The 13,806-nt window shown below is 70.4% G+C and carries 9 protein-coding genes; 2 read left to right on the forward strand and 7 right to left on the reverse strand.

Annotated elements, in window-relative coordinates:
* Positions 1 to 11 precede the first annotated feature (11 nt).
* From AB0I77_RS38520 to AB0I77_RS38530, 3 genes are all read right to left on the reverse strand, one after another.
* Positions 12 to 1,721: a BCCT family transporter gene (locus AB0I77_RS38520; RefSeq protein ID WP_363287453.1), complete on the reverse strand. Its 1,710-nt coding sequence runs from the start codon at positions 1,719 to 1,721 to the stop codon at positions 12 to 14.
* 263 nt (positions 1,722 to 1,984) lie between these two features.
* Entirely contained in the window at positions 1,985 to 3,229 is a 1,245-nt protein-coding gene (locus tag AB0I77_RS38525; RefSeq protein WP_363287454.1) for a M14 family metallocarboxypeptidase, read from the reverse strand.
* A complete protein-coding gene (locus AB0I77_RS38530; protein ID WP_363287455.1) occupies positions 3,226 to 5,178 on the reverse strand; it encodes a Xaa-Pro dipeptidyl-peptidase in 1,953 nt (650 codons plus the stop codon). The genes AB0I77_RS38525 and AB0I77_RS38530 overlap by 4 nt, the downstream gene beginning before the upstream one ends.
* A 198-nt stretch (positions 5,179 to 5,376) precedes the next feature.
* On the opposite strand from AB0I77_RS38530, the gene AB0I77_RS38535 reads away from it, so the two are divergent.
* Complete coding sequence (locus AB0I77_RS38535; RefSeq protein ID WP_363287456.1) at positions 5,377 to 6,876, forward strand: M1 family metallopeptidase; 1,500 nt, start codon at positions 5,377 to 5,379, stop codon at positions 6,874 to 6,876.
* Positions 6,877 to 6,912: 36 nt separating this feature from the next.
* Positions 6,913 to 7,860 carry an arginase family protein gene (locus tag AB0I77_RS38540; RefSeq protein WP_363287457.1) on the forward strand — a complete coding sequence of 316 codons (948 nt, stop codon included), beginning with the start codon at positions 6,913 to 6,915 and terminating at the stop codon, positions 7,858 to 7,860.
* A gap of 75 nt (positions 7,861 to 7,935) precedes the next feature.
* Here the strand turns inward: AB0I77_RS38540 and AB0I77_RS38545 are convergent, their stop codons facing one another.
* From AB0I77_RS38545 to AB0I77_RS38560, 4 genes are all read right to left on the reverse strand, one after another.
* Positions 7,936 to 10,125, reverse strand: coding sequence for a 3-hydroxyacyl-CoA dehydrogenase NAD-binding domain-containing protein (locus AB0I77_RS38545; RefSeq protein ID WP_363287458.1), 2,190 nt, complete (start codon positions 10,123 to 10,125; stop codon positions 7,936 to 7,938).
* A gap of 81 nt (positions 10,126 to 10,206) precedes the next feature.
* Positions 10,207 to 11,421 carry an acetyl-CoA C-acetyltransferase gene (locus AB0I77_RS38550; protein ID WP_363287459.1) on the reverse strand — a complete coding sequence of 405 codons (1,215 nt, stop codon included), beginning with the start codon at positions 11,419 to 11,421 and terminating at the stop codon, positions 10,207 to 10,209.
* A gap of 21 nt (positions 11,422 to 11,442) precedes the next feature.
* A complete protein-coding gene (locus AB0I77_RS38555; protein WP_363287460.1) occupies positions 11,443 to 12,594 on the reverse strand; it encodes an acyl-CoA dehydrogenase family protein in 1,152 nt (383 codons plus the stop codon).
* Positions 12,595 to 12,604: 10 nt separating this feature from the next.
* On the reverse strand, positions 12,605 to 13,777 hold the full coding sequence (locus tag AB0I77_RS38560) for a CaiB/BaiF CoA-transferase family protein (protein WP_363287461.1): 1,173 nt from the start codon (positions 13,775 to 13,777) through the stop codon (positions 12,605 to 12,607).
* Between the last annotated feature and the right edge of the window lie 29 nt (positions 13,778 to 13,806).

Genomic DNA, 13,806 nt, shown 5'->3' on the forward strand with positions numbered 1-13,806 from the left:
ATGGCCGGTGCTCAGCCGTGGTCGTGGCCCACTGGGTCGCCCTCCGTGTCCGTGCCGGGGCCGGGACCGACCCTGATCTCGAACTCGCCGTCGTACTTCTTGTGCCCCTCGATCACGGCGAGTCCGACGGCCTCGGATCCCATTTGGCCGCGCACGATGACCGGATCGCTGCGCAGATCGCGCATGAGGGCGACGCACATACCGATCATCACGAGGACGAAGGGCGCGGCGGCCAGGATCGTGAGGTTTCGCAGGCCGGTGAGCGCGTCGCCCTGGCCGCTGCCGACGAGCAGCATGATCGCGGCGACGGCTCCGGTCACCATCCCCCAGAACACGACGACGAAGCGGCCGGGTTCCAGGGCGCCCTTCTGGGAGAGCGTGCCCATCACGATGGACGCGGCGTCGGCACCCGAGACGAAGAAGATGCCGACCAGGATCATCACGAGCAGACTGGTGACGGTCGCGATGGGGAACTCCTGTAGCACACCGAAGAGTTGCCCTTCGGGGGTCGATTCGCCGCCGAGCGCGCCACCCTCCTTGACCTTCATCGCCGTACCGCCGAAGACCGCGAACCAGACGAGGCTGACGGTGCTGGGCACGAGGATGACGCCGCCGACGAACTGCCGGATGGTGCGGCCCCGGCTGATGCGGGCGATGAACATGCCGACGAAGGGCGTCCAGGAGATCCACCAGGCCCAGTAGAAGACGGTCCAGCCGCTGAGCCATTCCGCGACGCCCTCGCCGCCGCTGGCCTCGGTGCGGCCTGCGAGCTGCGGCAGGTCACCGAGGTAGGAGAAGATCGACGTCGGCAGCAGGTCGAGGACGATGACCGTCGGGCCCACGACGAAGACGAAGACCGCGAGCAGCAGGGCGAGCACCATGTTGATGTTGGACAGCCACTGGATGCCCCGCTCGACGCCGGAGACGGCCGAGGCGACGAAGGCCAGGGTCAGCACGGCGATGATGGAGACGAGCAGGCCGGTGCTCACGTCGTCCATCCAGTCCAGCTCCTGGAAACCGGAGCCGATCTGGAGCGCGCCCAGGCCCAGCGAGGCCGCGGAGCCGAACACGGTGGCGATGATCGCGAGGATGTCGATCACCCGGCCCCAGGCGCCGTTCGCGTGCTTCTCGCCGATGAGCGGCGTGAAGACCGCGCTGATGGTCTGGCGCCGGCGTTTGCGGAAGGTGCTGTAGGCGATGGCGAGGCCGACCACCGCGTAGATCGCCCACGGGTGCAGTGCCCAGTGGAAGAGCGTGGTGGCCATCGCCGTCTCCATGCGGCCGGCGGAGTCGGCGGGGCTGGTGCCGGGCGGAGGGGTCGTGTAGTGCGAGAGCGGCTCGCTCACGCCGTAGAACATCAGGCCGATTCCCATGCCGGCGCTGAACATCATCGCGACCCACGACACGGTGCGGAACTCGGGCTGCTCGCCCTCGGTGCCGAGGTGGATACTGCCGTAGCGGCTGACCGCCAGCCACAGGGCGAAGACCACGAAGGCGGAGGCGGCCAGGACGAAGGCCCAACCGCCGTTGTGGATCAGGCCCTCAAGCATCTTCCCGGAGGCGCTCTCCAGTGAGTCGGTCGCGAACGCGCCCCAGATCACAAATGCCACGGTGATGGCGGCGGTGACGCCGAACACCACCCGGTCGGTCTCGTGGCGAGGGCGGCCAGGAACGTCCGCGGGACCCTCCTGGCCACCTCTCTTCTTCAGGTCTTCTGTCATCCGCGGCACCTTCCCCTGTAAAGCCATGGGTACGCCAACTAATTGCAATGTTCTGGCCTACCACAGGTGCCGTGGACCTCGACCGCCTAGGTCCTGTCGTCAAATTCCCGTCGTCCGCCCGAAGGGCGGGCCGCGCGGCGTCAGGTGCGTGCTCTCGGCGTGCCGGGCGCAGGCCCTCGTACTGGTTGTACGTGGGTCTGCGCCCGGTGCGGCGAGAGTGCGTGCATGGCGTCGCGCGGCAGGCGGGAATTTGACGACAGGACCTAGCAGTCGGTGACGGGTTCACCGGCCGTGAGGTGGTACGGGGCACGTTCGTCCAGGAGCAACGGGACGAGGGCGCGCAGGGACTGGCGCAGCGGGACGTAGGTGCCCCTGGTCGTCACTCCGTGCAGGGCGAGTTCGTCCTTCACCTCCGTGTACTGGTCGGTGGTGAGCCGGTAGCCGCAGGGCGGGTCCTGGATCACCTCGGACGGTTCGGCGGGGTCGTTGTCGGCGCCGCCGACGTAGACGGGGCCGGTGTCGGCGTAGCCCGCGCGCCGGGCTGCGCTCGTCGCCGCCTCGACCTGTGCGCGACGCTCGTCGGCGAAGCCGAACAGGCCCTCCAGGGCGCCCAGTTGAGAGTCGACTCGGCGTCTGTTGTTGGTTGCCTCGTCGACCTGGGTGAGCGGCTCCACGCGGCTCTCGATGAGCAGGCCGACCGTGTGCTTGACGCCGGACATGTTCCGCAGGATGCGTTCCTGGCCGTCGCCGGCGACCTGCCGGATCGGCTCCCCGGTGACGGGGTCGGTCCAGATGCCGTACGTGCCGGTCGAGTACCCGGCGCTCCGCGCGGCGGGGCGCACGTGGGCCTGGGACAGGGTCTCGGCCTCGTCGTGGACTGCGGCGGCCGTGTTGAGGTTGCGCGGCCACAGGTCGAAGAGGTCCTTGTCGTAGTACGGGGGTGTGGCGCCGTACTCGTGCAAGTCGTAGACCACGTCCGGGTGTTGGTCCCGGACGAGCGCGGCCATGGTGCGTCCCTCGGCGGTCTGCAGGGCGAGGTGGTCGCGGTTGATGTCGACACCGTCGCTGTTGCCCCGGGTGTCGGCGGCCCGGCCGTCGGGGTTGGCCGTGGGTACGACGAGCACGGTGGTGCGGTCCAGGAAGCGGCGGGTCTGTCCGTCCTTCGCGTACGCCAGGTCGCGGATCGTGGTGAGGCAGGCCTCGCGGCCGGACGGTTCGTCGCCGTGCTGGCTGCACACGAGCAGCACCTTGTTCGGGGCGTGCCGGGCGCCGACCCGGGCGAGTTGGAGCGGGCGGCCCTGCTTCGTCGTACCGATGCGGTCGACCAGGACCCGGGCGCTTGCCTTGTCGACGGCCGCCAGGAAGTCCTGTTCCTCCACCTCCCCGGTCCAGCGGGCGCCGTCCGACTCCTCGAAGCCGGTGCGGGGCGGGGTCTGAGCGGCCTCGGCCGGTGCGGCGACGAGGGTCGCGGCCAGGGCCGCCGTCGTGAGGGTCAGGGCGCGGATCACCGGCCTCCCTCCGGAACGCGCTGGACGGTGCGCGGGGCCTCGACTCCGTCGAGTGTCGTGGCCTCGGGCGTGGCGGACTTGGAGCCGGCGGTGGCGCGCGCGAACGCGGTCGCGCCGCCGAGCAGCGGGACGCGGGCGGACGTACGGGACAGGTCGAGGGCCAGCGTGGGCTTGCTCGACGGCGGGTCGATGAGGTCCTTGTCCGTGCCCGCGACGATCAGCGCGAGACGGTGGCCGGCCGGGACGACGTGGTCGGTGGCCCCGAGGTCGAGGGTGATGGTGTACGCCTTGCCCGGGGTGAGCGCAGCGCCCTGGTCGGAGGCGTGGTTGCCGAGGTCGGCCCAGCCGCGGCTGACGACCGTGTAGTCGACGTCGGCGGTCTTGGCCCGCGTCTCCTTGAAGCAGGCGCTGTCGCCGGTGGTGCTCACGCCCCAGCAGGTGCGGTCGGTGAGCGTGGTGATGCCCTCGCCGCTCGCGCCGTAGTCACGGATGGTGTCGGGGCCGAGGTCGACCAGGACGGCGGACAGATGGGCCGTCGAGGTGGTCGGGGTGGCGGTGACGGTGACCTTGGAGGAGCCGGCCAGCCGCACGTCGCGGGTGAGCGCGCCGGTCGCGAAGCCCGCCTTGTCGGGCGTGGCCGTGTCGATCTGCGCGGCCCAGTCGGTCTCGCTCAACTGCGGGTTGTCGGTGAAGGTCTCGGTGCCGGTGCCCTTGCGCAGGCCGAGGGTGCCGACGCCCTCCTGGGTGCCTTCGGCGGGGCGCAGGGTCGTGGTGCCGGTGCCGCGCGGCGGCCAGGCCTGCGAGGTGACCCACTGGTCGGGGTGGCGCTCGATGTCGGCCATCGGCTCGCGGTCGACGCCGTTGTCGTAGCCGAGGAGTTCGTGGTCGAACCAGCGGTGCAGGGTGTCGACCCAGGTGGCGCGGCGGAAGTCGAAGGGGTCGACGTGGCCGGTCTGGGAGAGCCAGATCTTACGCTCGACGCCGTTCTTCGCGAGCGCGTCCCACCACGGACCGACGTGCTGCATACGGACGTTGAGGTCCTGCATGCCGTGGATCAGGAAGACGCTCGCCTTCACCTTGCTCGCGGCCTTGACGTAGTCGCGCCCGCTCCACAGCGGGGTCCAGTCCCCGGTGCGCGGCGCTCCGTCGACGAGTTCCTGCTGGACGGCGGCGCACTTGGCGCGCGCGTCGGGGCTGTCGACGTAGTCGGACAGCCAGTCGGGGCCGGAGTCGTAGAGCGGGGCGCCCTTGGAGAAGTAGTAGTCGTACCAGGTGGAGATGGCGCTGATCGGGACGATGGTCTTCAGGCCCTCGACCCCGGTGGCGGCGACGCCGTTGGCGATGGTGCCGTCCCAGCTCTTGCCGATCATGCCGGTTTTTCCGTTGGTCCAGGTCGCCTTGGCGGTGGTGGTGCCGGTGCGGCTGGTGTAGGCCTTGGCCCGGCCGTTCAGCCAGTCGACGACGGCCTTGGCGGACTGGATGTCGGAGCGCCCGCCGACGTCCACGCAGCCGTCGGAGCGGTTGGTGCCGGCGAGGTCGACGCCGACGAAGGCGTAGCCGCGGGGCACGAAGTAGTTGTCGTAGAACAGCGGCATCTGGACGACGTCGCCGTTCGCGTCGTAGGTCTTCAACTGGCTCTCGTTGCCGCGCCCGCAGCAGGAGTAGTACGGGCTGGCGTCCATGATCACGGGTACCTTGCGGCCCTGCTGGGCGGGTTCGCGCGGCCGGACGATGTCGACGGCGACGCGGTCGCTCTTCCCGTCGCTGTCGCCGTCGAGTCGGGTGTCCACCCAGACGGCTTCGCGGACGGCGTTCTCGTACGAGTAGACCGGCTTGCTCTCCTGTGGGGTGGCGTGCGCGGCCATCGGCGTCAAGAAGGCTGCCATCAGGGTGGCGACGGCAGCGGCGGCGAGCGGTCTCCAGGTCGTGAAGCGCATGCGTGTCGGCATGCGCGGGACGGTACATGGGTCAACTCGCGTGCAGAAGAGGGCAATCGGACGCGTGCGGGGCGCATGAGGCCTCTGGAGCCGTGGCTTCATGACGGCCGAATGGCATTCATGTGACAGCGGGGGCCGTGGACAGACTCGGGTCCACAGGGAATCAATAGGCTCCGAACAGACTTCGTACTCCTACGACTTGGAGCTTTTGTGCACCGCAGAATCACCGCGCCGGGCGCACTCGCGGCGGCCACCCTGTTGCTGGCGATCCCGGCATCGGCCGCAAGTCACTCCCCTGGTGCGCCGGGCATCGGCGACCCCTACTACCCGGACTACGGCAACGGCGGATACGACGTCTCCCACTACGACCTGCGGCTGAAGTACCAGCCGTCGACCGACGAGCTGGAGGGCACGGCGACCCTGCTGGCCCGCACCACCCAGGATCTCTCCCGGTTCAATCTGGACTTCCTGCTGGACGTGAGCGAGGTGCGGGTCAACGGCGCGAAGGCGTCGCTGGCGACCTCCGGCGAGCACGAGCTGGAGATCACCCCGAAGACCCCGCTCGCGAAGGGCACCGACATCACCGTCGTGGTGCGCTACAGCGGTGTGCCGTCGTCGAAGCAGGCGTACGGCTTCACCAGCTGGCACCGCACGCCGGACGGCGGTGTCGCGGCGAACGAGCCCGAAGCGGCCTGGTGGTGGTTCCCCAGCAACGACCACCCGCTCGACAAGGCCACCTACGACGTGTCCGTGCTGGTGCCGGACGGCACGCAGGCCATCTCCAACGGCACGCTCCAGTCGACGAGTTCACGCGCCGGCTGGACCCGCTACAACTGGCGGTCGAACAAGCCGCAGGCCACCTATCTCGCGACGCTGGCGGTCGGCAGGTTCGACGTCACGAGCGGCACGACCGAGAGCGGCATCCCGGTCGTCAACGCCTACAGCAAGGACCTCGGCGACAACTACGGCGCGGCCCGGGCGAGCATCGAGCGGACCGGGGAGATCGCGGACTGGCTGACCGACTACTTCGGGACGTATCCGTTCAACGCGCTCGGCGGGTACGTGCCGAACACCGACACCGGGTACGCCCTGGAAACACAGACCCGCCCCTTCTACAGCCCGCGCCAGTTCGCGGCCGGGACGAACACCTCCGTGGTCGTGCACGAACTCGCCCACCAGTGGTACGGCGACCTCGTGTCCGTCGCCGACTGGAAGGACATCTGGGTCAACGAGGGCTTCGCGCGGTACGCCCAGTGGCTGTGGTCCGAGCACGAGGGCGAGGGGACGGCACAGGAACTCGCCGACTACGTGTACGCCTCGCACCCGGCCGACGACCCGTTCTGGACGGTGAAGCCCGGGGATCCGGGGCCGGAGAACCAGTTCCACCTCGCCGTCTACGACCGGGGTGCGCTGACCCTCCAGGCCTTGCGCAACGAGATCGGCGACGAGGCGTTCTTCGCGATCCTGAAGGGGTGGCCGCAGGAGTACGCGTACGGCAACGCGTCGGTCGCCGACTTCCAGAAGTACGCCGAACAGGTGTCCGGCAAGCCGTTGGCCGCGTTGTTCGACACATGGTTGTTCCAGCCGGTGAAGCCGGCGGCGCCCGCGGCACGGGACGCCTCCCTGGCCCGGTCCGCGGCGGCTCCCGTGCAGCCGCGGTCGTGGAAGAAGATCGCGGCGACGAACGATGTGCACGAGCACGCTCACTGAGGGGCGCTGTTCTGCCCGGCGGTCTACGGTTGGCTCATGCGCCGGACGCGTGAGCCGGCCGGCGCCGCCGGGCTGACGGAGGTGTCGGACGTGCGGGACGTGGCGGTCATCGAGGCGCCGTCCGTGCTGGGGCTGCGGCCGACCGGTGTCGAGGAGTCGCCGCGGGCGCTGCTCGGGGCCGGGCTGGCCGAGAGGCTGGGAGCGGTGCGAGCGGGCCGGGTCGAGCCGCCCGCGTACGACTCGCGGCGGGACCCTGACACCGGGGTCCTCAACCCGGACGGCATCGCGGCGTACTCCCCCGCGCTGGCCGACGCGGTGGGCGGTGTCCTCGATCACGGCCGGTTCCCGGTGGTCCTGGGCGGTGACTGCAGTGTCCTGCTCGGCAGTCTGCTGGCGCTGCGCCGCCGGGGCGGCCGGAACGGTCTGCTCTTCCTCGACGGGCACACCGACTTCTACCAGCCCGCGGCGGAGCCGACCGGCGAAGTGGCCTCCATGGAGCTCGCCCTGGCCACCGGCCGCGGGCCGGACGTCCTCGCCGATCTGGAGGGCCGGGGGCCACTGGTGCGGGACGAGGACGTGGTCGCCCTCGGCTTCCGGGACGAGGAGGAGTCCGCGGCGGCCGGGATGCAGCCGCTGCCGGCCGAGCTGCACGCGATGGACCTGTACGACGTGCGTGCCCTCGGCGTGGACCGGGCGGCGGGCAGTGCGGTCGACCTGCTCGCGGCGGACCGTCCGGGCGGTGCCGACGGCTACTGGATCCACCTCGACGCCGACGTGCTGGACGACGCGATCATGCCCGCGGTCGACTATCGCATGCCCGATGGGCTGACCTGGCGGGAACTGGAGACCGTGCTGCGGACCGCGCTGTCCTGCCCCGGAGCGGTCGGCTTCGAGGTCACGATCTTCAATCCCCGGCTGGACCCGGACGGGAGCATCGCGGCCCGCCTCACCGAGTGTCTGGTGCGGGCGTTCCGGGCCGCCTGACGGGAACTGTGATGTGGCTGGGCAAGGCCGGGGATCTGGGGGCCGAGCCCCCAGGGACGTGCACCCCCGCCGACCTCAGCTGTCCCCGAACCGCTCCCCCTTCTCCGCCTTCTCCACCAGCAGCGCGGGCGGCGCAAACCGCTCCCCGTACCGCTCGGCCAGCTCACGCGCGCGTGCCACGAAGCCCGGCAACCCGCCCTCGTAGCCGTTGATGTACTGCAGGACACCCCCCGTCCATCCCGGGAAGCCGATGCCGAAGATCGAACCGATGTTGGCGTCCGCCACGGACGTCAGGACGCCCTCCTCCAGGAGCCTCACCGTGTCGAGCGCCTCGGAGAAGAGCATGCGTTCCTGCATGTCTTTGAAGGGCACAGTCTCCAAGGGGATCTCATGCCCCGGCCGGGTGAAGTGCTCGCGCAGTCCCGGCCACAGCCCCGTCCGCTTGCCGTCTTCCCCGTAGTCGTAGAAGCCCGCTCCCCCACTGCGCCCGGTGCGGCCGAACTCGTCGACCATGCGGTCGATGACGGCATCGGCGGGGTGAGAGGTCCGCGTGCCGCCCGCCTCCTCCACAGCCCGCTTCGTCTCGTCCCGGATCTTGCGCGGGAGCGTGAGCGTCAGCTCGTCCATCAGGGACAGCACCTTGGCCGGGTAGCCCGCCTGCGCCGCCGCCTGTTCGACCGACGCGGGCTCGATGCCCTCGCCGACCATCGCCACGCCCTCGTTGAGGAAGTGACCGATGACGCGCGAGGTGAAGAAGCCTCGGGAGTCGTTGACGACGATCGGTGTCTTCTTGATCTGCCGGACCAGGTCGAAGGCACGGGCAAGGGCCTCGTCGCCCGTGCGCTCGCCCTTGATGATCTCGACGAGGGGCATCTTGTCGACCGGCGAGAAGAAGTGCAGCCCGATGAAGTCGACGGGACGTTCGACTCCCTCGGCCAGCGCGGTGATCGGCAGCGTGGAGGTGTTGGAGCACAGCAGCGCGTCCGGCTCGACGACGTGCTGGATCTCCTGGAACACCTTGTGCTTGAGCGCCGAGTCCTCGAAGACGGCCTCGATGACGGCGTCGCAGCCCGCCAGGTCCTGCGGGTCCGCCGTGGGCGTGATGCGCGCGAGCAGCGCGTCCGCCTTGTCCTGGGTGATACGGCCCCGGGAGACGGCCTTGGCGCACAGTTTCTCGGAGTAGCCCTTGCCCCTGACGGCCGCTTCCAGGGCGACGTCCTTGAGGACGACGTCGATCCCCGCGCGGGCGCACGAGTAGGCGATGCCGGCGCCCATCATCCCGGCGCCCAGGACGGCGACCTTGCGGACCTGGCGCGGCTCGATGCCCTTGGGGCGGTTGGCTCCGGAGTTGACCGCCTGGAGGTCGAAGAAGAAGGCCTGGATCATGTTCTTCGAGGTCTGCCCGGCGGCCAGCTCCGCGAAGTAGCGGGACTCGATGACCTGCGCGGTCTCGAAGTCGACCTGGGAGCCCTCGACGGCGGCCGCGAGGATGTTGCGGGGGGCCGGGTAGGGGGCGCCGCCCGTCTGCTTGCGCAGGGTGGCCGGGAAGGCGGGCAGGTTCGCCGCGAACTTGGGGTTGGCGGGCGTACCGCCCGGGATCCGGTAGCCCGGCTTGTCCCAGGGCTGTCGCGAGTCCGGGGTGGCCTCGATGAAGGCACGGGCCTTGGCGAGCAACTCCTCATGGGTGGCGGCCAGTTCGTGGACGAGGCCGTTGTCCAGGGCGCGCCGCGGGCTGTACTGGGTGCCCTGGAGGAGGACCTTCAGCAGCGCGTCGGCGATGCCGAGCAGGCGTACCGTGCGGACGACGCCGCCGCCTCCGGGGAGCAGGCCGAGGGTGACCTCGGGGCAGCCGATCTTCGAGCCGGGCGCGTCCAGGGCGATGCGGTGGTGGCAGGCGAGCGCGATCTCGTAACCGCCACCCAGGGCCGCGCCGTTCATCGCCGCGACGACCGGCTTGCCCAGGGTCTCGATGCGGCGCAGGTCGCGCTTGATCGCCATGCCGGCGTCGAACAGTTCCCGCGCGGTCTCGGGCGTGACCCGGATCAGGTCGCGCAGGTCGCCGCCGGCGAAGAAGGTCTTCTTGGCGGAGGTGATGATGATGCCGCGGATGGTGTCCTGCTCGGCCTCCAGGCGGTCGGTGATCACCGCGAGGGAGTCGCGGAACGCCTTGTTCATGGTGTTGGCGGACTGGTTCGGGTCGTCGAGGACGAGGGTGACGACGCCGGTGCGGTCCTGTTCCCAGCGGATGGTGGTGCTCTGTGTCATGACAGGGTCTCCGTAGAGGTCTCTTGGATCCGCAGAGGTCTCTTGTGCGCAGAGGTCTCTCGGATCCGGTTCCGCCGGGATTCAGACGCGCTCGACGATCGTCGCGATGCCCATGCCGCCACCCACGCACAGGGTGACGAGGCCGTACCGCTTGTCCTGGCGCTCCAGTTCGTCGAGGAGCGAGCCGAGGATCATCGCGCCGGTCGCGCCGAGGGGGTGACCGAGGGCGATGGCGCCGCCGTTGACGTTGACCTTGTCCAGGGACAGGCCCATGTCCTTCACGAAGCGGAGCACGACCGCCGCGAAGGCCTCGTTGATCTCGACGAGATCGATGTCGTCGATGGTCAGCCCGGCCTTGGCGAGCGCCTTGCGGGTGGCGGGCGCGGGGCCGGTGAGCATGATGGTGGGCTCGGAGCCGGAGACGGCGGCGGAGACGATCCGCGCGCGCGGGGTGAGCCCGTAGCGCTCGCCGACCTCTTGGGAGCCGATCGCGACCAGGGAGGCGCCGTCCACGATGCCGGAGGAGTTGCCCGCGTGGTGGACGTGGTCGATCTTCTCGACCCAGTGGTACTTCTGAAGCGCCACGGCGTCGAAGCCGCCCAGGTCACCGATGTCCGCGAAGGAAGGCTTGAGCCCCGCGAGCGAGTCGGCGGTCGTCCCCGGGCGCAGGTGCTCGTCGTGGTCGAGGACGACGAGCCCGCCGCGGTCCTTCACCGGGACGACGGACCGGTCGAAGCGGCCCTCCTTCCAGGCCGTGGCCGCCCGCTCCTGCGAGAGGGCCGCGTACTCGTCGACGTCGCGCCGCGTGAAGCCCTCGATGGTGGCGATCAGGTCGGCGCCGATGCCCTGCGGCACGAAGTTGACGGCGAGGTTGGTCATCGGGTCGTTGAACCAGGCGCCCCCGTCCGAGGCCATCGGCACCCGGGACATCGACTCGACACCGCCCGCGAGGACGAGATCCTCCCAGCCCGAACGCACCTTGGCGGCGGCCATGTTGACGGCCTCCAGGCCCGACGCACAGAAGCGGTTCTCCTGCACGCCGGCCACCGTGTCCGGCAGTCCGGCGGCGACGGCGGCGATCCGGGCGATGTCCGAGCCCTGGTCGCCGACCGGGCCGACGACGCCGAGGACGATGTCGTCGACGGCGGCCGGGTCCAGGCTCGGGAAGCGGTCGCGGATCTCGTTAATGAGGCCGACGACCAGGTCGATGGGCTTCGTGCCGTGCAGGGCGCCGTTCGCCTTGCCGCGGCCGCGCGGGGTGCGGATCGCGTCGTACACGTACGCTTCGGTGCTCACTGGAAAGCCTTTCTCGCAGGGTCAGCCGAGGAGGGAACGCCCGATGATCTCCTTCATGATCTCGGTGGTTCCGCCGTAGATGGTCTGGATCCGGCCGTCGGTGAAGGCCCGGGCGATGGGGTGCTCGGTCATGTAGCCGTAGCCGCCGTGCAGTTGGAGGCAGCGGTCGGCGACCCGCTTCTGAAGTTCGGTCGCCCACCACTTGGCCATGGAGGCGTGCTCGGCGTCGAGTCCGCCGTCCCCGCTTTCTCCATGGGCCTCGACGCAGCGGTCGAGGAAGGCGCGGGTGACGGCGCACTCGGTGGCCATCTCGGCTATCTCGAAACGGATGTGCTGCTGTGTCGCGAGCGGCCGGCCGAAGGCCTCGCGTTCCTTCACGTACTCCGTGGTGATCTCCAGCAGGTTCTCAGCGGCGGCGATCGCGGAGACGGCGATGCTCAGGCGCTCCTGGGCCAGGTTCGTCATCAGGTGCCCGAAGGCACCGTTCAGTTCGCCGAGGAGATTCTCCTTGGGCACCCGGACGTCGTGGAAGAACAACTCAGCCGTGTCCTGGGCCTTCTGACCGATCTTGTCGAGGTTGCGGCCGCGTTCGAAGCCCGCCGAGCCCCGCTCGACGACGAGCAGCGACAGACCGTGCGCGCCGCCCTCCGGGGTCGTCTTCGCCACGACGATCACCAGGTCGGCCAGGATGCCGTTGGAGATGAACGTCTTGGAGCCGTTCAGCAGCCAGTGGTCGCCCTTGTCCTCGGCGCGGGTCCGGATGCCCTGGAGGTCGGATCCGGCGCCGGGCTCGGTCATGGCGATGGCGGTGATCAGCGTGCCGTCGCAGAAGCCGGGCAGCCAGCGTCGCCTCTGCTCCTCGGTGGCCAGGCCGGTCAGATACGGGCCGATGATGTCGTTGTGCAGGCCGAGGGCGAGTCCGGGGGTGCCCGCGCGGGTGAACTCCTCGGCGAGGACCGCGCTGTAGCGGAAGTCGGCGGTGCCGCCTCCGCCGTACTCCTCGGGCACGGCGAGCCCGAGCAGGCCCTGCTTGCCGGCCGCGCGCCACGCCTCGCGCGCGACGACGCCGTCCTTCTCCCACTGCTCGTAGTACGGCAGCACCTCCCTGGCCAGGAAGCTGCGCACGGTCGCGCGGAACGCGTCGTGCTCGAGGGCGAAGATCTGCCGCTTCATGCAGGGCCTTTCATGAGGATTCGGAGCCGGATTCGGAGCTTTTTTCGGGGCCGGATTCGGGGCCTTTCATGAGGCCGGGTACTTCCCAGTCGCGGGCCACCTCGGTCGTGTCGGCACCCGGCTGGGCCGGGGCGGTGCGGACTTCGGTCGGGGTCGCGGAGAAGCGGGGCGCGGGGGCGGGCTGGGTGATGCCGCCGTGGTCGGTGAAGGTGCCGCGGGCGGCGAGGTGCGGGTCGTGCGGGGCCTCCCGCAGCGACAGTACGGGCGCCACGCAGGCGTCGGAGCCCGCGAAGACGGCCGTCCACTCCTCCCTCGTACGGGACTTGAAGCGGGCCGTGACCACCGCGCGCAGTTCGCCCCAGCGGGTCCAGTCCTTGCGGGCCGGGGCCTGGTCCTCGATGCCGAGGAGGCGCACGAACTCGTCGTAGAACTGCGGCTCCAGGGCGCCCACCGCCATGTGCTTGCCGTCGGCGGTCTCGTACGTCCCGTAGTAGGGGCAGCCGCCGTCGAGGAGGTTGGCGGCGCGCCGGTCCTGCCAGCCGCCCGCCGCGAGCATGCCGTGGATCGCCGCGGAGAGGTGGGCGGTGCCGTCGACGATGGCGGCGTCGACGACCTGGCCGGTGCCGGTGGCGCGCGCGTGGTGCAGGGCCGCGAGGACCCCGACGACGAGGTAGAGCGAGCCGCCCGCGTAGTCGCCGAGGAGGTTGGCGGGGACGGCCGGCGGCTCGTCCGGGCCGCCGATCATGCCGAGGGTGCCGGTGAGCGCGATGTACGCCACGTCGTGGCCGGCGCGCTGGGCGAGCGGGCCCTCCTGGCCCCAGCCGGTCATCCGGCCGTAGACGAGCCCGGGGTTGCGGGCGTGGCAGGCCTCGGGGCCGACGCCGAGGCGTTCGGCGACGCCGGGGCGGTAGCCCTCGATGAGGACGTCGGCGCGTGCGGCCAGATCGAGGACGCGGGCGGGGCCGTCCGGCGACTTCAGATCGATGAGCACCGAACGTTTGTTGCGGTTGGTGACGTCGTACTCCGGGTCGATGGCGAGCCCGGATCCGCCGGGGCGGTCCACCCGGACGACGTCGGCGCCCAGGTCGGCGAGGAGCATGGCGGCGAACGGGCCGGGCCCGATGCCGGCCAACTCGACCACCCGCACGCCGGTGAGCGGGCCCTGCCCTGGCGTCGTTGCCATTCAGCCCCCAGTGAAGTGATGGGACACAA

It is taken from the genome of Streptomyces sp. NPDC050619 (genome assembly GCF_040654815.1).
In the GTDB taxonomy this organism is placed as follows: Bacteria; Actinomycetota; Actinomycetes; order Streptomycetales; family Streptomycetaceae; genus Streptomyces.

Bases quoted from the DNA above. Each gene is read 5' to 3' on its own strand.
- AB0I77_RS38520 (WP_363287453.1), bottom strand. From the start codon at position 1,721: ATGACAGAAGACCTGAAGAAGAGAGGTGGCCAGGAGGGTCCCGCGGAC.
- AB0I77_RS38530 (WP_363287455.1), bottom strand. From the start codon at position 5,178: ATGCCGACACGCATGCGCTTCACGACCTGGAGACCGCTCGCCGCCGCT.
- AB0I77_RS38540 (WP_363287457.1), top strand. From the start codon at position 6,913: ATGCGCCGGACGCGTGAGCCGGCCGGCGCCGCCGGGCTGACGGAGGTG.
- AB0I77_RS38545 (WP_363287458.1), bottom strand. From the start codon at position 10,125: ATGACACAGAGCACCACCATCCGCTGGGAACAGGACCGCACCGGCGTC.
- AB0I77_RS38555 (WP_363287460.1), bottom strand. From the start codon at position 12,594: ATGAAGCGGCAGATCTTCGCCCTCGAGCACGACGCGTTCCGCGCGACC.
- AB0I77_RS38560 (WP_363287461.1), bottom strand. From the start codon at position 13,777: ATGGCAACGACGCCAGGGCAGGGCCCGCTCACCGGCGTGCGGGTGGTC.